Source organism: Sphingobacterium tabacisoli, assembly GCF_017908035.1.
In the GTDB taxonomy this organism is placed as follows: domain Bacteria; phylum Bacteroidota; class Bacteroidia; order Sphingobacteriales; family Sphingobacteriaceae; genus Sphingobacterium; species Sphingobacterium tabacisoli.
Genome location: NZ_JAEQMU010000001.1, coordinates 2,369,559 through 2,390,180, shown reverse-complemented (window position 1 = coordinate 2,390,180; position 20,622 = coordinate 2,369,559). Strand labels below are relative to the sequence as shown.

Annotated in this window: 15 protein-coding genes; 8 read left to right on the top strand and 7 right to left on the bottom strand. The window is 40.0% G+C overall.

The window, feature by feature from the left end:
* Positions 1–64: 64 nt before the first annotated feature.
* Positions 65–1,012 carry an MlaD family protein gene (locus JKG64_RS10100; RefSeq protein WP_210354144.1) on the bottom strand — a complete coding sequence of 316 codons (948 nt, stop codon included), beginning with the start codon at positions 1,010–1,012 and terminating at the stop codon, positions 65–67.
* Positions 1,013–1,149: 137 nt separating this feature from the next.
* Positions 1,150–1,959, bottom strand: coding sequence for an N-acetylmuramoyl-L-alanine amidase family protein (locus tag JKG64_RS10095; protein WP_210354143.1), 810 nt, complete (start codon positions 1,957–1,959; stop codon positions 1,150–1,152).
* A gap of 197 nt (positions 1,960–2,156) precedes the next feature.
* Between JKG64_RS10095 and JKG64_RS10090 the strand changes: the two genes are divergently transcribed.
* From JKG64_RS10090 to JKG64_RS10070, 5 genes are all read left to right on the top strand, one after another.
* Positions 2,157–4,772: a putative LPS assembly protein LptD gene (locus JKG64_RS10090; protein WP_317195839.1), complete on the top strand. Its 2,616-nt coding sequence runs from the start codon at positions 2,157–2,159 to the stop codon at positions 4,770–4,772.
* Positions 4,773–4,867: 95 nt separating this feature from the next.
* Positions 4,868–6,124 (top strand): competence/damage-inducible protein A, encoded by a 1,257-nt coding sequence (locus JKG64_RS10085; RefSeq protein WP_210354142.1) that lies wholly within the window; start codon positions 4,868–4,870, stop codon positions 6,122–6,124.
* A gap of 103 nt (positions 6,125–6,227) precedes the next feature.
* Complete coding sequence (locus tag JKG64_RS10080; RefSeq protein WP_210354141.1) at positions 6,228–7,574, top strand: dihydrolipoamide acetyltransferase family protein; 1,347 nt, start codon at positions 6,228–6,230, stop codon at positions 7,572–7,574.
* A gap of 97 nt (positions 7,575–7,671) precedes the next feature.
* Positions 7,672–9,150 (top strand): cardiolipin synthase, encoded by a 1,479-nt coding sequence (cls, locus tag JKG64_RS10075; RefSeq protein ID WP_210354140.1) that lies wholly within the window; start codon positions 7,672–7,674, stop codon positions 9,148–9,150.
* 169 nt (positions 9,151–9,319) lie between these two features.
* Positions 9,320–11,818: a carboxypeptidase-like regulatory domain-containing protein gene (locus JKG64_RS10070; RefSeq protein WP_210354139.1), complete on the top strand. Its 2,499-nt coding sequence runs from the start codon at positions 9,320–9,322 to the stop codon at positions 11,816–11,818.
* A gap of 160 nt (positions 11,819–11,978) precedes the next feature.
* Here the strand turns inward: JKG64_RS10070 and JKG64_RS10065 are convergent, their stop codons facing one another.
* From JKG64_RS10065 to JKG64_RS10055, 3 genes are read right to left on the bottom strand one after another with little or no spacing between them, the layout of a single operon-like run.
* Positions 11,979–12,842 carry a DMT family transporter gene (locus JKG64_RS10065; protein ID WP_210354138.1) on the bottom strand — a complete coding sequence of 288 codons (864 nt, stop codon included), beginning with the start codon at positions 12,840–12,842 and terminating at the stop codon, positions 11,979–11,981.
* Between the two features lies 1 nt (position 12,843).
* Positions 12,844–13,851, bottom strand: coding sequence for a YihY/virulence factor BrkB family protein (locus JKG64_RS10060; protein ID WP_210354137.1), 1,008 nt, complete (start codon positions 13,849–13,851; stop codon positions 12,844–12,846).
* Positions 13,841–15,601, bottom strand: a complete 1,761-nt coding sequence (locus JKG64_RS10055; RefSeq protein ID WP_210354136.1) for an AMP-dependent synthetase/ligase — start codon at positions 15,599–15,601, stop codon at positions 13,841–13,843. The genes JKG64_RS10060 and JKG64_RS10055 overlap by 11 nt, the downstream gene beginning before the upstream one ends.
* Before the next feature lie 283 nt (positions 15,602–15,884).
* On the opposite strand from JKG64_RS10055, the gene JKG64_RS10050 reads away from it, so the two are divergent.
* Positions 15,885–16,391, top strand: a complete 507-nt coding sequence (locus JKG64_RS10050; RefSeq protein ID WP_210354135.1) for a hypothetical protein — start codon at positions 15,885–15,887, stop codon at positions 16,389–16,391.
* A gap of 15 nt (positions 16,392–16,406) precedes the next feature.
* Here JKG64_RS10050 and JKG64_RS10045 read toward each other — a convergent pair whose 3' ends face one another.
* Positions 16,407–18,140 (bottom strand): M61 family metallopeptidase, encoded by a 1,734-nt coding sequence (locus JKG64_RS10045; RefSeq protein WP_210354134.1) that lies wholly within the window; start codon positions 18,138–18,140, stop codon positions 16,407–16,409.
* Positions 18,141–18,445: 305 nt separating this feature from the next.
* Here JKG64_RS10045 and JKG64_RS10040 point away from each other — a divergent pair, with 305 nt between their 5' ends.
* Together JKG64_RS10040 and JKG64_RS10035 are read left to right on the top strand one after the other, a co-directional pair.
* Complete coding sequence (locus tag JKG64_RS10040; RefSeq protein WP_210354133.1) at positions 18,446–19,309, top strand: N-acetylglucosamine kinase; 864 nt, start codon at positions 18,446–18,448, stop codon at positions 19,307–19,309.
* A gap of 26 nt (positions 19,310–19,335) precedes the next feature.
* The gene (locus JKG64_RS10035; RefSeq protein ID WP_210354132.1) at positions 19,336–19,848 is read left to right on the top strand and encodes a glutathione peroxidase; all 513 of its coding nucleotides are present in this window, start codon (positions 19,336–19,338) and stop codon (positions 19,846–19,848) included.
* Between the two features lie 140 nt (positions 19,849–19,988).
* Here the strand turns inward: JKG64_RS10035 and JKG64_RS10030 are convergent, their stop codons facing one another.
* Positions 19,989–20,573 carry a thymidine kinase gene (locus JKG64_RS10030; RefSeq protein ID WP_210354131.1) on the bottom strand — a complete coding sequence of 195 codons (585 nt, stop codon included), beginning with the start codon at positions 20,571–20,573 and terminating at the stop codon, positions 19,989–19,991.
* Positions 20,574–20,622: the final 49 nt, after the last annotated feature.

The window sequence follows — 20,622 nt, the reverse complement described above, 5'->3', positions numbered from 1 at the left end:
TCAGGCAATAAAAAAAGCCTTTCGATAATTTGTATCGAAAGGCTTTTTTAGGGGTATAATTTAATTACTTGGTGTCTTTCTTACCAAAAATTGAAATTTTCAAATATTTACCTGGATTTGTTTTCAGATCATGAACGAGTTCATTCAGATTGGCTGAAGCCTTATTCAGGTTGTCATAGAGTTGGTCATCGTTCAACAATAGACCAATTGAACCTTCTCCTTTATTTATTTTCCCGGTTATCGCCTGCACGTCTTTCATTGCCTGATGCGCATTGTCAATGGTTGCTTTGATTTCTGTTTTAGCTAGGTCATCCGAAAGATTGTCCAGATTGGTTAGGATAGAGTTGATCTTTTCGTTATTATTTTGAAAGTTGCTGGTTATAGATTCTAGGTTCTGCATAATCTTTGCCAAGCGAACCCGTTCTGATCCCATTAAGTTTTCGACATCAGAGGTTATATTTTCCATATTATTCAAAGAAACCGATATGCTACGCAAGCTCTTTTTAAAGTCACGTTGAAACTCGTCATCCAAAGCTGTGTTGACGGCGCTTAATACGGAGTCCAATTTGACAACGAGATTTTCAATTTTCTTTTGCAGAGGTTCCACTTTCTCCATAAGATTTGCCTGTACATCGGATTGTAAAGGATCCCCATTTCTGGCCATTGTACTGCTGTTTCCGATGTCGAAAACAATCACTTTACTGCCTAGTATACTTTCACTAACGATACGTGCGATGGTATTGGAAGGAATGTCATAGTCGCTTTTGATTTTGAACTCTGTCCGGATCTTGCCATTGTCCATTAGAGACATTTTGGATACACGGCCAATTTGGTAACCATTTACCATCACCGGTTTTGATGTTGCCAGACCATCCACGTTGTCATAATCCGTGTAAAACATGTTGTCTGAACTAAATACATCATTTCCTCTCAAAAAACTATAACCGATAAATAATAGGGCAATTGCTATTGCCGTTAATGCGCCTACTTTAGTTTCGTTCGATATTTTCAAAATACAATCATTTAAGGGTTGAGCTTACACGTATATTAACATTTAAACTTACATAAATTCATTTTTATTTGCAATAAATAGCGATGCCTATAAAAAGGAGTCTATTGTTTGTTAAACAATGAAAATGTAATAAATGTTTACTTTTCAGTGGATGCTTTGTATTTTTTTATAGCCTGGAAGATGTTTTCTACAATCTCTGCCTGCCCTTCGTCTGATAGCATGTAGTCCTCTTCTTCACTGTTATTAATGAAGCCGATTTCTGTTAATACGGCAGGCATAGATGCGCGGGCTAATACTGCCAGACCTTGTTCTTTGACTCCCCGGTCGAATCGTTTTGAATTTGTGTATTCGGCCTGGATATAAGAGGCGAAGCGTATGCTACGGTCTCTATATTGTCTACGCATCAGTTTAAAAACAATATAACTGGATGGGTCTTTGGGGTCGAAGGTTCCTAAATCGCTATTGTCATCGTCATGTAGCAACATATCCGCGTTTTCTCGAATAGCAACATCTTGTTCAGACATGCGGTGGAATCCAAGTACAAAGGTTTCTGTTCCATATGCTTTAGATGTGCGCTGGCTTGTTGAGTTGGCGTGAATAGATAGGAAGAGATCTGCATTGTTTTTATTCGCCATTTCTGAACGTGTACGGAAGGGAATGTCAACGTCTGTAGTACGTGTCATGATGACGTTGATATTTAACTTTGTCTCTAGAGCAATTTTTAGTTTTTTGGAGACGTCCAATACTAAGTTTTTTTCCAAAGAACGTCTACCAGCAGCTCCGGTAGCAGGACCTCCATGACCAGGGTCGATGACTATAGTAAAGGTCTTTTTGTTTTTTGAAACGGGAGGGTCGTTGGTTATCGATGCAAATGAAACCGTGGTTACTAAGAGCGAAGAAGTAAGTAATGTGAGTCTTATTTTTTTAACAATATTTAAAAATTTCATCGGTATTTTTTTTACATTTTTGTCCTAGCTGATTTATAAGGAACTGACAAAGATAGTTGTTTAATTGTATATGATAAAAATAACAGCCTTTTATTAATGATTTTGACTACTTTTGCCAGTAATAGTTTATTTTTACGACTAAAATAATATTTCGTATTTCAACTTTGGAAACGCCGACTCGTATTTTATTTTTATTAGTGTCCCTATTGTTAGGGCTGCATACAGCGTTAGCTCAAGTTGAAACTACAAAATCTACCAGTATCAACGCTCAAGATACGGCATTAATTGCCAATGATACAACAAAAAATCACCTAAAAGTAAAAAGTGGAAAGGATACTGTCGTTATGAAAGGCGATAGCGGACTGGAGACTGTAGTTAGCATTGTAGCAAATGACTCCTCGTGGAATGAAGTCAGCAAGAATATCATTCACCTGTATAAAGGAGCCAAAGTTAAGTATCAAGATTTTGAGTTATCTGCAGATTATATTCGATTAGATCGGAATACGAATGTGCTCTTTGCTAGTGGGATAATCGATCATAACGGAAAGTATGTGGGAAGGCCTGTGGTGTTATTTCCGAATGATACCCCCAAAGCGGTGGATTCGTTGCGCTATAACTATAAGTCGCAAGAAGGTAAAACCTTTGGAATCATGACCGAGGTGGATGGTGGGTTTATCCAGGCTAAAATCTTAAGAAAGAATCTTTATGATGAGATGTCTATTTTTAAAGGGCTCTATAGTACCTGTGATCTTCCAGAACCCCATACGCATTTTGGTATACATATTACCAAGGGCTTAGTAACGGATAAACAGATTATAGCGGGGCCATCTTATTTGGTCGTACAGAATATACCCCTCAAATTTATTGCATTGCCTTTCGCCTTTTTTCCAAAACAGGATAAAAAGTCTTCTGGGTTTCTATTCCCATCCTTTGGTGATGATGTGGCTCGTGGATTTGGTCTGAGAGACATGGGCTGGTACTTGACGTTTAACGATTATTGGGATTCGGAAATTCGGGGTAGTTTTTACTCGAAAGGATCCTGGGATGCTTCGGTACGAACAAATTATTTGGTGAACTATAAGTATAGTGGAGGTTTTAATATCCGGTACGCATCGACGAAAGTGGGGACCGAGGGAGCAAGTAATTATGGTAGTAACAAAGATTTTAATGTTACGTGGAACCATACCCAGCGTCAGGAAGCTAATCCAGGGACATCTTTCTCTGCTTCTGTGAATTTTGGTACGGCTTCTTATTTTCAGAATACAGGTGCGGGAAGTACCTATGATTATAATCAGTTGACCCGAAATAATATGTCCTCGTCGATTAGTTATGGGAAGGTTTTTGCTGACGGTAAAGTTAATTTTACTTCCAGCTTGAGTCATCGACAAGATATGGCTAGCGGTAAAGTGGATTTAGAATTACCTACTTTTGCGCTAAACGTATCAACATTCAATCCTTTTGATTCTAAAGATCGCGTTGGTGAACAGAAGTGGTACCAACGCATTACAGTAGGGTATAGTTTACAAGGAAGAAACTCTATCTCAACTGGAGATTCCGTGCTTTTTAAGAAGGAAGCCCTTAAGCAGTTTACTAATGGTTTTCAACATAATATCCCTGTGAGTTTAAGCTTGAATGCTTTTAAGTATTTCCAGTTTAATACGTCGATGAATTATACGGAACGTTGGTATCTACAAACTATCCGTAAGGGGGTTGATAATGAGCTTAATGGGTATGTGGATGTAAGGGATACGGTATCCGGTTTTAGAAGAGCATATGATTATTCCTTCTCCAGTGGATTGTCTACCAAAGTATATGGTATGTACCCTAAAATGGGTAAGATAGAAGGTATACGACATGTGGTAACACCATCGATAAACTTTAACTATAGACCGGATTTTTCTGATCCTAAATTTGGTTTTTATAAGTCTTATATAGATCAAAATGGACGCTTGTCTGAGTATTCAATTTTTGATGGTGCTATTTTCGGTGGGCCTTCTTCAGGTCGCTCGATGGGAATCGGATTTTCAGTAGATAATAATATTGAGGCTAAAATCCGAACCGAAAACGATAGTACGGGAAAAGGGTTTAAGAAAATCCCTATCCTACAGGGCTTGACTTTTAGTGGTAATTATAACTTTGCAGCGGACTCGTTAAAACTTTCAACAATCAGTTTTTCAGGAAGAACGACTATTTTTAATGAGAAGATTAATCTGAATTTCAATGGTAGTTTTGACCCTTACCAACTGGATTATACTGGTAGACGTATTGATAAATTCACTATAGAAGATGGTAAATTGGCGCGTTTGACAAACTTTGGTCTATCCTTTGATTACAGTTTTAACCCAGATGCCTCAAAGAGCCGAAATGGAAATATTGACTCGATGCGTAATAGTATGCCGAATATGACGAAAGAGCAATCGGAAGCTTTATCACGTATCAGTCGCGACCCGAATGCCTTTGTGGATTTTAATATTCCTTGGAATCTAGCAGGATCTTTTAGTTTTCAGTACTTTAAACGATTTGATACAGTCGTACGACGTGAGCGTGCTGATTATTCGGCTACGATTAATGTGCATGGCGACGTGAATGTGACGCCAAAATGGAAGATTCAATTTAATTCGGGTTACGATTTTAAGCAGAAGGAAGTGTCTCTGACACGTTTCTCTATTTATCGGGACCTGCATTGCTGGGATATGTCTGTGGGCTGGGTGCCATTTGGCCGTTACCAGAGTTATAATATTACAATTAGAGCCAAGGCTTCAGTTTTGCAGGATCTTAAGCTGACAAAACGAAATAGCCATTATAGTTATTAAAAAAAAGTTATAGTGATGATAAAGGTAATGTACGCTATAAAACAGGCCTTCATAACGTGCATCACTTCCTATAACTTCATAATATTATTGTAACCATGAACGCTGAAATTATAACCATAGGCGATGAAATATTGCTCGGTCAGGTGGTCGATACGAATTCGGCATGGCTGGGACAACTCTTGGATGCGCAGAATATAGCAGTCCGGCAGATTACTTCAATTTCAGATAATAGAGAAGCTATTACCCATGCCTTGGATGAGGCCGCTAAACGGTCAGATCTTATTATAGTCACTGGAGGGCTCGGTCCCACCAAAGATGATGTGACTAAAGAAACTATCGCTTCTTATTTTCAAACAACATTGATTCGGGATGAACAGGTATTGAGTCATGTGATGTCTATTTTTGAGAAATTCGGGAATGGACGGCCTATGCCTGCCATGAACTACGGACAAGCTGACGTGTTGGCCTGTAGTGAGGTACTCTTTAACGATGTCGGAACTGCACCTGGAATGTGGGTGGAACATGAAGGACGGTGCTTTGCATTTTTACCGGGGGTGCCTTTTGAAATGAAGTTTCTCCTAGAAAAAAGAGTGCTACCTAAGTTGTCTGCTTTTCGAGCCAATGTGAATATCTATCATGCACATGTTATAACGATGGGGATTGGAGAGTCCTATTTGGCAGAACTAATTGCCGATATAGAAGCGGAATTACCATCTTATATCCGCTTGGCTTATTTGCCAAAATTAGGTACAGTGCGGCTCCGCCTGTCTGCTGTAGGTGTAGATGCAGGAGGACTCAAAGAAGAGACGGACAGTTTTGCACAACGTATTGCTACCCGTACAGAGCCGTATCTGGTTGCTGAAAAGGATGTGACTATTGAGGAGGCTATAGTTGAAGAGTTCGCTAAAGATGGTATTCGCTTGGCTATAGCGGAAAGTTGTACCGGGGGGCTGTTGGCAGGTTCGATCACTGCTGTGTCAGGAGCAAGCGCTATGTTCGACTGTGGTATTGTAGCTTATCATAATCGTATTAAGCAACAATTGTTAGGCGTTGATGAAGAAATCTTAAAGGCTTTTGGTGCAGTAAGTGAACAAACTGTTATTCAAATGGCTGAAGGTGTAAAGCGGGTGGGCGGTGCAACATACGGTATTGCGACGAGTGGAATCGCTGGACCTACAGGCGGAACTCCTGAAAAACCGGTTGGAACAGTCTGGATTGCCGTAGCCGGCCCATTTGAAACCGTAACCCAGTTGTTTCACTTTCGTAATGATAGGCAGGTTAATATTGAAAGAAGTATAGCGCAGGCTTTGAATATGTTGTGGAAACTGTATAAGAAGGATAAGGGTAAATAGTGGAATATAATTTCAGGATAACTTTGTTTTCAAATATTATATTTTGTTTTTAGGGATTTCATTCGTAATTCTTTAACTTAGTGCGATAAAACACAAAATAATTATGGGAATATTCAAATTGGTACTTCCAAAGATGGGGGAGAGTGTTTCTGAAGCGACTTTGACGAAATGGGTGAAAGCTGTGGGAGAGCGTATTGATGAGGACGAAACCGTAGTCGAAGTGGCAACCGACAAGGTGGATTCAGAAGTTCCCTCACCTGTTCAAGGTATACTGAAAGAAATTCTATTTGAAGAAGGACAAGTTGCACAGGTGGGTGATGTAATTGCTCTGTTGGAGGTAGAAGGGGCCGGTGATGTGGAAGAACCAGTTGCAACGACTGCTGTAGAAGCTACTACTTACGAAGAGAAAAAGCATGAAACGTCTATTCCTGGATTGGATGTTTTGGAACGTCAGTCTACCGTATCTCCAACTCGGGAGAGAAGTGCCACTAATGAAGAACGGTTTTATTCTCCATTGGTGAAAAGTATAGCACAACAGGAGGGTTTGTCTACAGAAGAGTTGGGCGAGATTAGTGGATCTGGTTCGGATGGTAGAGTGACGAAACAGGACGTGTTAAATTATATCAGTCAGCGGTCTAATTCGGGGTCTGTTAGTAGGCTGGCTGTTAATGCTGGACCTGTTGAAGTCAAGCCCGAAAAGCAAGTTCCTGCAACTCCAGCACAGGTGGTAAAGGCTAATAATGGCGACGAAATTATTGAAATGGACCGTATGCGCCGATTGATTGCTGATCATATGGTTAATAGCATCCGTACTTCACCCCATGTGTTTTCAGTGGTTGAGGCAGATGTCACCAATCTTGTCAATTGGCGTAATAAGGTAAAAGATAGTTTTAAGAAAAGAGAAGGCGAAAATATTACATTCACACCTTTAATTATAGAGGCCATCACAAAAGCACTGAAGGATTTTCCTATGATTAATGTGTCTGTTGATGGGCATAATATCATTAAAAGAAAACATATCAATATCGGTATGGCTGCGGCATTGCCTTCTGGTAATCTAATTGTTCCGGTTATTAAGGATGCAGATCAATTGAGTTTGGTAGGTCTTAGTAAAGCGGTCAATGATTTAGCTGTTCGTGCGCGGGGTAACCAACTGAAGCCTGATGATACTCAAGGCGGAACGTTTACGTTTACCAATATTGGTGCCTTTGGTAATATATTTGGTATGCCTATTATCAATCAGCCTCAGGCAGCTATACTAGCTGTAGGTACTATTACCAAAAAACCAGCAGTCTTGGAGACAGAAGCTGGAGATGTAATCGCTATCCGTCATATGATGTATTTGACGATGTCGTATGATCATCGGGTTATTGATGGAGCTTTAGGTGGTACGTTCCTGAAAAGAGTGGGAGACTACCTGGAAAATTGGGATAAGGATCGAGAGATTTAATCTATACAAACAAAAAGCCTATGCCTCGCATAGGCTTTTTGCTTGTATAGCCTTTTTATAATTGGTATATTTCGGTTGTGAAATAAATATCCATCCTATGGAGACGATAAGACCTTTTGTTGATTTTGCTTTAAGTTGGTATTGGGTTCCATTGGCAATCCTATATATTGGGGTTATCAGTGCGATTTTGATTGAAAATCGGAACCCTACAAAAACCATTGCTTGGATCCTGGTGATTATATTTATCCCTTTTATTGGACTTATCTTATATTATTTCTTTGGGCAGAAGTTTGTTAAGGTTCAGAAGATAAAGAAGATCAATAAGCAGCAGGCGCTACGCTTGGAAAAGCAATGGGAGTTGTTGGATCCGCTGATGGAGTCTTTTATCCAGGATATACATGCCGAGATCGGGGATCTGTCTAAAGTATTCCGCTTGATGAAAAGAGAACGGTTGTCTTCACCTACATTGGATAATGATGTTCGGCTTTTGATAAATGGTGAAGAGAAATTTGAAGCATTGAAAAATGATCTGCGGGCAGCGAAGCATTCTATCCATATGGAGTATTATATTTTTCAGCCCGATCATGTAGGATTGGATATCTTGAATATCTTGGAAGAGAAAGCCGCTGAAGGGGTCGTAGTCCGACTGATCGTGGATAGTTTCGGGTCTCCGGATCTAGTCAAATATATGCGCCGTGCTAAAGAATCACGGATTGATTTTCATGCGTTCCTTCCTGTTACATTCACGTCTTTAGCCAATTCAAACTATCGAAACCATCGCAAGATTGTAGTGATAGATGGTAAGATAGGATATGTAGGTGGAATTAATATTTCAGATAGGTACAGTAATACTTCTGCGAATAGAAAGGCTGCTTACTGGCGTGATATTTCACTACGTATGGAAGGGTTGGCGATTAATATGTTGCAGATTAATTTTTGGAGTTCCTGGAATCAGACAGATGGTGCACCCTTTCTGTTGGAGGATGGCTACTTGCATATGATAAGAATGCATAAAGAATCTACTGGAGATGCAGGCGTTGGGTTTGTATCCAGTGATCCAGCATCGGTAGGTCCTTATAATATGGAAGCCATGTTGATTGCTATCGGTGAAGCTAATCAGCATGTGCGCCTGTGTACTCCCTATTATATCCCAAGTGAGGAACTTGAACGTGCATTGATTGTTGCAGCGGCCTCTGGGGTGAAGGTCGAGTTGATGATACCTTCTACTTCAGACTCTTACTTTGTGCAACATGCTTCATTTTCTTTTTTGAAACCTCTACTGGAAAGAGGAGTCGAGGTCTTATTGTATAAGAAGGGATTTCTACATGCAAAAACGATGACAGTAGATGGTAAATTGACTTTTATCGGAACGGTTAACTTAGACATCAGAAGCTTTTATATCAACTACGAAATTGCTGCAGTGGTCTCGGATACGTCGTTATGTCTGCAAGCAGAGCAACTTTTTGATTTAGATAAATTAGACTGCGATATTTTGACTTTGGCCGACTGGATGAACCGACCTCGGTGGAAGCGTGGGGTAGATTCGGTCTGTAGGCTAATGGCTCCATTGTTATAAATGTGTCCTCAGAAAAGTATAGACTCTGTGTTCGCTTAGGTATATCTGAAAATGTGTTAAATTACCTGCTTAATTTTAGGAATTCAGGCGGATAAAAGGTAAAAATATTTATCTTTAGCTAAATACGCTTTGATGTAACCGACATAGGCGGTTTAAGACAATTTATTAGATGAAAAAGATATATCCTATTTATTCCTTATTTCTATTACTTCTATTTTTTCAGACGGTACGGGCACAAGAAGTCCCTCGAATTCCTATTAATACGGTTGTAGACCGTGTACAGAAATACTTCGGGGTATACCCACTGGAGAAGGTGCACGTACATTTTGATAAACCTTATTATGCGGTAGGGGATACGCTTTGGTTTAAAACTTATCTGTATCATAACCCCGTGGCTTATGATCCGAGTAAGATTGCTTATGTTGATATTATAAATGGACGGGACTCATTAATTCAGACATTACGTATTCCTTTAAAGAACAATGCCGGAGCAGGTTATTTTGTGTTAGACCCTCAAGTCATGAAGCAGGATAATTACCGTTTTAGGGCCTATACGAAATGGATGATGAACTTTGATGTAGGTTATTTCTTCAATAAGATTGTGACGGTTGGTGATGCAATCAATAAAAAGCTAGCATCGGAGATTGTTTATTCACCAGAAGGGAATAAGACAAAAGCAACCATTCAGTTTCGAGATTCCAAAGGTGCTTTATTAGCTAAGAAGAAAGTTACCTGGGAGGCGATCGATGGTTGGGATCCTTTTGATAAGGGGAAATCCGAAACGGATGATATGGGGAGAGTGACGGTCTCTTTCTCATCGAAGGATAAGGAAATGCTGAAAAAAGGTCGTCTGATTGTAAAGGTCGATGGGGAGTCCTCCATGATAGGCGATTTTCCGTTGAAGAACGCTTTAGCGGAGACTTTGGATGTGCAGTTTTTCCCTGAAGGAGGTGATTTATTGGCTGGTGTAGCGAAGAATGTCGCTTTTAAGGCTGTGAACACAGAGGGAAAAGGTGTAAAGGTGAAAGGTAAGATTATTGATAGTAAGAAAAAGGTTGTTGTTGAGTTTGCTGATTTGGGACTAGGGATGGGGTATTTTAACCTATTGCCTGTTGCAGGAGAGCACTATAAAGCGACTGTATCTGTGGATGGAGGAGCTGAAAGTACGTTTGATCTTCCTCAAGTGCAGTCCGAAGGGATTAATGTGGTGGTTACTAAAGTGGATGAGGAAGCAATACAGGTGGGGCTGGTAGCCAGTGATAGTTATTTTCCAAAGATTGAAAATCAGCCTTTTTACATTTTTGGACAAATGAATGGGCAACTGATCTATGGTGCGCAGGCCACTATGAAAAATGCTAGCCTAGCACTATCGGTATCGGTGATAGATGAAACAAAGGTTCCTTATGATGACCATCAGGAGAATGGTATCCTGAGCAGTCTTTTATTGATATCTGATCTGCGCGGTTTTATCGAGAAACCGGGTTATTATTTTGACAAGGAAGTCGCTAATAGAAAACAGGCTATGGACGCCCTATTGATGACGCAAGGTTTCCGCCGTTTCAATTATGATGAATTGGTGGCTGAGAAGTATCCACAGGTTAATTTTATGCCCGAACAAGGGATAGCAATCTCAGGAACATTACGTCTGAATACAGGAAGGCCATATCCAAATGGAGGATTACTGTTGTCTATACCTGCACGTGCATTGCGAAAAGATGCGTATACGGATAAAGATGGTCGATTTGTTTTTCAGGATTTGAATTTTCCTGACTCGGTGAAGGTAACTGTAAATGCAAGAAGTAACGATAATTACAGAAATCTTGTTATTAATTTAGATCAATCTTATTACCCGGAAGTAGATAATAATAATCCGTATAAAGCGAACGATATCTTAAATATCGATAAGCAAATGGTAGATTATCTAGCGAATAGTAAGAATGAATTCAGAACATCTAACCTTATCGATGAAGTTACAGTAACCGCTTCCCGAAAGGAAGTACGGACAAGTAAAGAGTTCTCAGCACTATCTGGTCTCTCTATGGCGGATCATCGCATTGAAGGGGATCGTCTCAGTGGATGTAATATGCTGACCATGTGTTTGAATACGCTACTGACCGGAGTGACCTATGATAGTCAGACCCTGAAATACTATCTGACCCGTAGCTATAATCAAGGTAGCCGGGTTCCGGTACAGTTTTTCTTGAATGGAATGCCTATTGACGAGAACACACTTAATTCTATTGTCCCTATGGAAATCGAAGCGATTGAGATTTTTAATCGAGATGACTTGGGGACGGTGAGCCGTCTGTATCAAAATGACGGTGTGGTTTCTATTATCACAAAGAAGGAAAAACCGAAAGGTCCTCGTATGACATTGGCACAGATAGAGGCCTTGCTTCCGAAGTCAAATGTCGTGGATTTATATCCATTGGGTTATATTAAAGAACGTAAGTTTTATATGCCTAAATACGATACAGACCAAAGTAAATCGACTAATGATTATAGAACGACAGTGTATTGGAATCCGGATATTATGATCGATGAAACAGGAACGATAGCTCTTGATTATTTCAATGCGGATGGTAACGGTAAATATAAAGTCGTAGTTGAAGGTATAGATAATGCCGGCAGAATCGGACGAACAGTTTACTATTATAATGTAAAATAGAATTCTCGCGTTTGCGGGTATCGGAGCCGGGCTGTCCGAAAAGCTTAAATTTCTCGTCTTTGCGAGGAAGTATGACGAAGCAATCTGTGTTTTAAGTAAGTTAGATTGCCGCACCATCGTTCCTCAGGTTCACAATGACGACCATTTGTTGCTTTTTAGATTAGCCCGTTTTTTTAAATTTTCCGAATATCTTTTGGTCAAACAAGTTGAGAAACACGCCGATCAGTATAATGCCAATGGCAACGAAACTCATGGTATTAAAGCTTTCGTCGAAAATAAAGTAACCAAAACCCAAAGCGTATATTACGCCTAGGTAATTCAGACTGGCTACTTTTGCGAGATTGGCCGTCTGATAGGAAAGGGTCATATAGTATTGGGCCAATTGCGTGAATACACCAATCAATAGGAGATAGAACCAATCTATACCAATCGGTGTTACCCAGTCGTAAAGACAATACACGGCAGCGACAGGTATCGTAAGCAGGGGAAAGTAAAATATAATAACTAAAGGATGCTCGTCATTTTTGGCTTTGGCAATCATGTTGTAAGCTACTCCTGCGAAAAAAGCGGCCCCTAGACCAATAATGAGATCTAAGGTGCTTATCCTAAAATCAAAACCTTTTAGAAGAATAACCCCTGTTATTGAAATGGCGAAGTAAAGGAATTGAATGGCTCTTACCTTTTGTTTGACGATGAATATTCCCAATATAGCGGTGAAGAACGGGGAAAGGTAATTGATGGTAACAGCAGAGGCTAGTGGGATATGCTGTAGGGTGTAAAAGGAACCGATGAGCCCCAAGCATCCAGCTATACCACGTAATGTCAAGGTACCGATGTTTTTTCCTAACGGTGGGATGTTATTTTTTCGCAGCAGATAATAGGTGACGATGAGGCTAAAAACCGAACGAAATAGAACTACTTCAAGTGTGGGTAGGTGGGTTACATACTTGACACACACATTCATAATGGCAAAGAAAAATCCTGCCAACAACATATGCTGAACACTTTTATCTTGAACTGTCAAATTAGATGGAATCGTTATGCTTTTTTATTTTCTTCGCCTTTGTGTGACTGGGATCTATTTCGAGCTCGGTTTGTTTTATTAAGACTGCAAAAGAGGCCGGTTTGACACCACTACCGTAGCGTAAGGCATATTCTTTTGTGAATTCGGCTCCGTAATATAATATGGCTGCTGAGTAGTAAACCCAGGCGAGAAGGATAATAATTGATCCGGCTGCACCGTAAGCTGTAGCAGTGGCATTGACGGATAGATAGAGGGAGATCCCATATTTACCAATCATAAATAATATGGTAGTAAAGATAGAGCCCCCGAGTATATCACGAAAACGTACCTTGGCATCGGGTAAAACGGCAAAGATAAAGCCGAATAGTAAAGCAATGATGACGAAGGTTATCCCAGAGTTGATCCATCCCCAGAATTGAATATTCCAGTCGCCTAAAAGATTCTGTAGATGCCGGGTGATGATTCCTATGACGCTACTGATCAAAAGAGAGGCCATGAGGAGAAAGCTTAATCCGACTATCATGGAGAACGAAATCAGGCGATTTATAATAAGTTTCAACCAGCCTTTTTTGGGCTTCACTTTAATTTTCCAAATGGTGTTTATCGAGTTTTGGATGTCTACGAATATAGTGGTGGCTGTAACAATAAGGGTAGAGATACCAACGATTAGACCAATGCTGGATTTGTTCTCAAAGGAAATTTGCTGCACAGCACTTTCCAGTAGCTTGGATATCTCGGGCCCAAAGAGCTCAGTCAGCTCGGTCATAACCGTATTCTGTGCTCCGTTAGGGCCATCAAGATGATTGCCATAGAGAAAACCTAGAGCCCATACCAGTATAATCAATAAAGGGCCGATAGAGAAAACGGTATAATAAGCTAGCGATGCGCTCATTTTCATGCAATTATCGTCGATGAAGCCGTTCCCTGCATCAAGCAATAGCTGACCAAAACCTTTAGCTTTTTTTAGTAATGTGCTTTTTTCTCTAATTCCCTCCGTATTATTCTGCATATATCCCTTTGATCGTCGTGTCAAATTTTTGTAGTATTACCTTTCTTTTGAGTGATAGTTTTGGAGTCAGTTCACCACTATCTATCGTCCACTCAGTAGGCAGTAGAACAAATTTTTTAATCTGTTCCCAGTGCCCAAAGTTAGCATTTGCTTTGTTAACTTCCTGCTGGTACTTTTCTAGAATCTGTGGAGTTTCAATTATTTTCTCTTTGGATTCATACGGAATTCCTTTGAATTTGCAGTATTTTTCAAGTTCTTCGAAGGCAGGAACAATTAATGCTGAAGGGAAACGTTGGTTTTCTCCGATGACCATTACCTGTGCAATTAATGTTGATTCCATAAGCTTGTTTTCGAGTACTTGAGGGGCAACATATTTACCACCTGCAGTTTTAAACATTTCTTTTTTTCGATCGGTAATACGTAGGAAGCCGTCTGGAGTGAGCTCACCGATATCACCAGTGTGAAAATAGTTCTGTTCGTCTATAGATTCTTTGGTGGCTTCTTCATTTTTGTAGTAGCCTGTAGATATGGAAGGTCCTTTCACCAGTATTTCTCCATCCTCCGCTATTTTGACGTCGAGATTTTTTAAAACACGGCCTACGGAACCAAATTTCACATCTTTGGGATCCCAGGAGTTAACGGCAATTACGGGTGAAGTTTCTGTAAGACCGTATCCTTCTAACACTTTAATACCTGCTGCCCAGAATACCCGAGCTAACCGTTCTTGTAATGCAGCTCCTCCTGATATTATAAATTTGATATGCCCTCCCAGTGCTTCTTGCCATTTTGAAAAGATTAATTTGCGGGCGATGCTTAGTTTGAAGTTGTAAAATGCGGAATTGGAAAGAGGTTCTTTATATTCGTGTCCAAGGTTGACTGCCCAAAAGAAAAGCGCTTTTTTGATTCCTGTCAATGCTTTCCCTTTTTCGACTACTTTATCGTAAACTTTTTCCAATACACGTGGAACAGTCGTGAAGACCTGTGGCTGTACTTCATTGATATCTACGACAATGTTGTCCAGATTTTCGGCATAATAGATATGTACTCCTTTTGAGATGTAGAGGTAAACGACCATACGCTCGAATATATGACAAAGCGGAAGAAAGCTTAGTGCTTTGGTGATATCGTCCGTCAATAGATGGTTACAGGCTTCTACGTTACTGATGATGTTGTTGTGTGTAAGACAGACTCCCTTAGGTTTGCCGGTAGTACCGGATGTATAAATAAGGGTGAGTAAATCTTCGGATGTGACTGCGTCATTATAAGGAGTAAGGTCTAGAGGCTGTGCTTTGCCCTCTTCGACTAATTCATTATAATTTTTGTGGTTTTCAATGTCGTCGAAGGTGTATACTTCGATGGCTAATTGATTTTCACGGAGGACATTGTCCACTTTCTCTGTAAGATCTTGATTGCTCACAAAAATCAGCTTAACATCAGCATCATTGATGATATAGGAAAGATCTTGCGCAGCGAGGGTGGGGTATAAAGGAACTAAGGCAATCCCAATCTGATTACAGGCGAAGTCAATGATATTCCACTCCGGTCTATTGCCTGACATAAGGGCAACACGATCTCCTTTTTGTAGACCTTTAGATAGAATTCCTTTGCTGAGGTTGTCGACAAGCTCTATTATCTCGCTTTTGTTATATTCCTTCCAGCCATTGGCACTTCTTTTTGCGAGCAGAAGCTCGCGTCCTGCTGTAGGCTGGTCTTTTTTTATATAATCAAATAGTCTGGTTACGTTGCTCATGATCTTGTCGTTTTTGATGTTTACAAATGGGGTCTGAGTCCTAAACTGTGGCTTGTATAAATATAGTGAATCATGCTGAACAATTGAAATCAAAAATGGTGAAAAAGGTGAGGACGATATACCTATTTAAATTTTTATGCGTTATATGTATTATGAAACTTAAACCAGAGTGTCTATTTAACCTAGGCTGTGTCTACTAGGGAGATGTCGCTTTGGTGGTAATGATTTTTTTTACAGTGGAAATGTTTTAATTTTGAAATTTATTGGAATATAGTATTTAAGTATGAATCAAACTTTACGTAGTCTTCTATTTGTAGCAATTTTGCTTTTTGTAGGTAAGGACAGTTTTGCACAGTTGGATAGCCAACATGCTATTGGAGCACGATTTGGCTCGGCAACCGGTTTTAATTATCGATATACGCTATCTCCGGACCGTGCTGTGGAAGCAATAATGAGTATACAGAGTAACTCAAGAACTAATCGTTTTCGGTTTGTCGGCTTGTATGAATTTCATAAGCCAATTAGTGATGACTTTTCGTGGTATTATGGTTTTGGAGGAAGTATCGGGAGCTATACGCAAAAGGCTTATCGTGATTATGAAAATGGACGAGATTATCCTAAAGATTCTGAGATAGCTTTGAGTATTGATGGGATAATCGGTGTAGAGTACAAAATACCAACCACTCCGGTATCAATTTCATTGGATCTAAAGCCTTACTTGGACTTTATCCAGGAGTCTAGTATCCGATTGATCGATCCGTTTGGATTTTCGGTGAGGTATAAGTTCTAAGAAATATGGTTGTCTCTATAGAGACAACCATATTTTTCCTAATTCAAGTGTTGCAGTATCCGCATCAGGGATAGCTTCTATACTAAATGCTTTCTTGTCCGAAGGAAGTACTGGGATTTCCAAAGTGCTCACTAAACCGTCCCGGGATATAAGTATACTTACGGTGCCGCCAATTTTTGCCTGGGATAAGATGTAGTCGAACGCTTTGCTCTGCGGGTCTATCCGATAACCATTTATAGCGATCAACTCGTCTTCGACATTCAATCCTCCATTCCACGCGCCAGAATTACGATCTACCTGTTTTACGATGGTTTTGCTTTCGCTGTGTAGGATTTTTATGCCTAACGTAGGGGTGTTCTGATTGGCATTATGATCAATCAATTGATAGCCTACCGCATTAAAATATCTGTTGTAATCTAGCTCTTCCAGGCTATGTGCTGCCTGGAATATTTCATGTAAATCTACGCCTGCGATTTGTTCTGCTAAAAGGAGAAATTCATCTTCTTCGAACCCTCTGTTTTCAATCAGGTAGAACTGCTGGTAAGCGGCTTTAATCACATCGTCTAATCGGCGCTGTCCTTTTGTCTCTGCTATGATTTTAAGGTCTAAAGCAACCGCAAGCATGGCTCCTTTGTTATAGTAGGAGATACTTGTGTTATGGGAGTTCTCATCGGGTCTATATTGTTTGATCCACGTATCAAAACTGGAACTGGCAGCGCTTTGTAATTCGTAACCTGGCCTATTGTAGACTGTGTTGAAGTCTATGGCTAATTGTTGTAAGTACTCGCGTTCGTCATAAAAGCCACATCTGCGTACAATCAAATTGTCGTAATAGGATGTAAAACCTTCCATAATCCACAATCCTGTGGTATAGTTTTCTTGCTCGTAGTCAAAAGGCCCTAAGGCTTTTGGACGTAGACGTTTTACATTCCACAGGTGAAAGTATTCATGAGCGACAAGACTGAGGTAACCTTTATAGGTGCTCGGCTGGCCATAGGTATATCTTGAAGCAGCGAGTACGGTTGAGTTAAGGTGCTCGAGGCCTCCGTGTGCGTTCTGATAATTGTGCGTGATAAAGGTGTAATGTTGATTGGGGTTGGAACCCCATATCCTGTTTTCTTCAGCTATTATCTTTGAAACATCGCTGGTGATTTGTTCACGATTATAATCGGCTACCCCTACCATGGCAAATTCATGTGGCACACCTTGTACTTCGAAGGACCAGATATCTTGATTCCCTATTTCTAAGGGGCTATCATAAAGGATATCGAAGTTGTCCGCATGATAGGTATTTGCGTCTTTACCGGGCTCTAAGCCTGTTGATATTTTGTTCCAGTGCGTGGGCATGCTGACGGTAATCTCACAGGGAAGGTGCAGGTGCTCATGAACAAACATAAAAATACCTACTGGACTGAGAAAGGCATGGGAGTGGTCGATATGACTGGTACGTACCGAGTTCTCAAACGCATAAACAGCATATTTAACAACAATGTCTTTTTTATCATGAGCTACTCTCCATGTATTCTTGCTTGTTTTGTAGGCTTTAAGTTCTTGGCCATCGACCGATGAGGCTGAAAAGCGTTCTACATTTTTTGGATACTCGCGAATCAGGTAGGAGCCTGGGGCCCATACCGGCATTTTTAAATCGAGATATTCTAAAGAAGTGAAGGATTTGATGTGCATTTCCACTTCTACATAATGTGCCTGTGGTTCGCTGAATGAGAGTGTAAAATGAATAGAGGGGTTCATATATAAATAAGTTGTTCTTTAATGAAATAACATATCCCGATTTTTCTCTCCCGTGTGTATCGGTATCATATCATTACACTTAATGCACTGGGTTTTTAAACAGGGATATTTCATGAATATATTTATGGGATGCTTATTTTGACAACCTGACTCAAAGGTAGCGGTAATGGGGGGGAGTTCAAAATTATATCTGATATATAAAAGGCAGTTGTCAACGGTAATTTTTCACTTCGGAATTGGTGAATGCAAAGCATTTTATCTAAGTTTGACATACAAAAGTATTGTTGTTTGTAAAGTAAGAAAGAATGATTTTAGTTGCGGATAGCGGTTCGTCTAGTTCGGATTGGATGTTGAATGTACCAGATAGTAAGCCCTTGTTTTTTAAGACACAGGGACTGAATCCTTTTTTCGTAAATGAAAAGGAAATAGAGAAGGTTCTGAAAGATGTGCCTGAGATTATACCTTATATTGATGAAATAAGAGAAGTCTATTTTTTTGGAGCAGGCTGCATTACTCCTGACCGAAGAGAGATTGTGTCGAATGCATTAACTGTATTGTTCCCGAAAGCATTTATTGCTGTGGAGTCCGATTTGCTGGGGGCAGCGTATGCGACCTGTGGATCAACAAATGGTCTGGTGGCTACACTGGGTACAGGTTCCGATATCAGTTACTATGAAGGAGAGAATCTACGAACCAGTCTCCATGGTAATGGTTATGTTTTAGGCGATGAAGGGTCGGGGGCTTGGTTTGGAAAAAGATTGATAACAAGCTTTCTCTATGGTACTATGCCACGGGATTTAGCTAAACTCTTCGAGACTAAGTATCACGTTACCAAAGATATTGTCATCAAGAACGTGTATCAACGGGACCGTCCTAATTCTTATTTGGCATCGTTTATGCCATTTATGTCGGAACATAGAGCCCACCCTTATGTTGATAAGCTTTTGACAGATGGGTTTGATGAGTTCGTACGTACAAATATTATGACGTACCCCAATTTTTGGGAGTATAAATGCAACTTTGTGGGCAGTATTGCGTATGTCTTTGATATGCATCTGCAAGCGGTTTGCAATCTCCATGGGGTGGAAGTTGGAAAAATATTGCGCTCGCCGATAGAAGAGATATTTCATTTTATCATACAGCGGGAGGCAAGTAATGTGGATTTTTAAGTAATTTAAAACAAAAAGCGTTAATTATGTTTACAGTTGCATTGATTATGGTGCTTAATATGATTGCACCACCACCTAGTGTGTATGATTTTTCTTTCACATCTATAGATGGAAAGAAGATTGAGCTTTCGGAGTTTAAGGGTAAAAAAATATTGATTGTGAATACTGCATCAAAATGTGGTTTTACGAAACAATATAAGGATTTGCAGGAGTTGCATACATTATATGGAGACAATCTGGTCATCATAGGATTTCCTGCCAATAATTTTGGTAATCAAGAACCTGGTGCCAATGGAGAGATTAAAGAATTTTGCCAAGAAAACTATGGTGTAAGCTTTCTTATGGCGGAAAAGGTTGAGGTGAAGGGGGATAAGATTGACCCCTTATTCAAATTTTTGATCGAACAGCCTAACCCAGACTTTACAGGGGCTATTAAATGGAATTTTGAGAAGTTTTTGGTTGATGAAAACGGGAAGTTGATCCATCGTTATCGGTCGCAAGTCAACCCGATGGATATGGTGCTGACTGGACAATTATAAAAAAAACACTCTTGATGGGCAAGAGTGTTTTTAACTAACCAATTTTTAACCTAAATTTTGATGAAACTCATCTTTATGAAGTACACTACAAAAGTAGGGGCTTACTTGCATATTTAAGGTTACTTAAAATTAAGTTTGTGTTAAATATCGTTTGCTGTGTGGTAGCAGTATCTACATAGTGGTTCATAGCTTTCTTTCTCTCCCAATAATACGATGTTTTCATGTGCTGTAGTCCGGTGGGAATAGTTGGCTGGTGATCCACATCGTACACAGACGGCATGTACTTTTGTGATGTGCTCAGCAACGGCAAGAAGGGCAGGGATGGGACCAAATGGTTTACCTTGAAAATCCATGTCCAGACCTGCTACGATCACACGTACACCTTTGTTGGCGAGTTGGACACAGACATTAGGTAGTTCGTCATCGAAAAACTGTGCCTCATCTATGCCTACTACTTTGGTCTCGCTACTCAAAAGTAGTATAGCGGAGGAATGACTGACAGGAGTTGATGGAATGCTGTTGCTGTCATGTGATACAACCTCCTTTTCTGCATACCTTACATCAATGGAAGGTTTGAATATTTCAACTGGAAGTTTGGCGAATTGAGCCCGCTTCATTCTGCGGATAAGCTCTTCGGTCTTTCCCGAAAACATAGATCCACAAATCACCTCGATGCTCCCCGTCTGCCCATCTCTTCTATTGAAATACTGTTCGGAAAATAACATATTTTTTATTTATTAATAGTGCTTTGGGAACTGTTAATATATCACAAAT

Excerpts from the sequence above, each read along its gene's own strand:
- JKG64_RS10080 (WP_210354141.1), top strand. The coding sequence starts at position 6,228 with ATGGGAATATTCAAATTGGTACTTCCAAAGATGGGGGAGAGTGTTTCT.
- JKG64_RS10095 (WP_210354143.1), bottom strand. The coding sequence starts at position 1,959 with ATGAAATTTTTAAATATTGTTAAAAAAATAAGACTCACATTACTTACT.
- cls (WP_210354140.1), top strand. The coding sequence starts at position 7,672 with ATGGAGACGATAAGACCTTTTGTTGATTTTGCTTTAAGTTGGTATTGG.
- JKG64_RS10030 (WP_210354131.1), bottom strand. The coding sequence starts at position 20,573 with ATGTTATTTTCCGAACAGTATTTCAATAGAAGAGATGGGCAGACGGGG.
- JKG64_RS10060 (WP_210354137.1), bottom strand. The coding sequence starts at position 13,851 with ATGCAGAATAATACGGAGGGAATTAGAGAAAAAAGCACATTACTAAAA.
- JKG64_RS10070 (WP_210354139.1), top strand. The coding sequence starts at position 9,320 with ATGAAAAAGATATATCCTATTTATTCCTTATTTCTATTACTTCTATTT.
- JKG64_RS10040 (WP_210354133.1), top strand. The coding sequence starts at position 18,446 with ATGATTTTAGTTGCGGATAGCGGTTCGTCTAGTTCGGATTGGATGTTG.
- JKG64_RS10045 (WP_210354134.1), bottom strand. The coding sequence starts at position 18,140 with ATGAACCCCTCTATTCATTTTACACTCTCATTCAGCGAACCACAGGCA.
- JKG64_RS10085 (WP_210354142.1), top strand. The coding sequence starts at position 4,868 with ATGAACGCTGAAATTATAACCATAGGCGATGAAATATTGCTCGGTCAG.
- JKG64_RS10035 (WP_210354132.1), top strand. The coding sequence starts at position 19,336 with ATGTTTACAGTTGCATTGATTATGGTGCTTAATATGATTGCACCACCA.
- JKG64_RS10050 (WP_210354135.1), top strand. The coding sequence starts at position 15,885 with ATGAATCAAACTTTACGTAGTCTTCTATTTGTAGCAATTTTGCTTTTT.
- JKG64_RS10055 (WP_210354136.1), bottom strand. The coding sequence starts at position 15,601 with ATGAGCAACGTAACCAGACTATTTGATTATATAAAAAAAGACCAGCCT.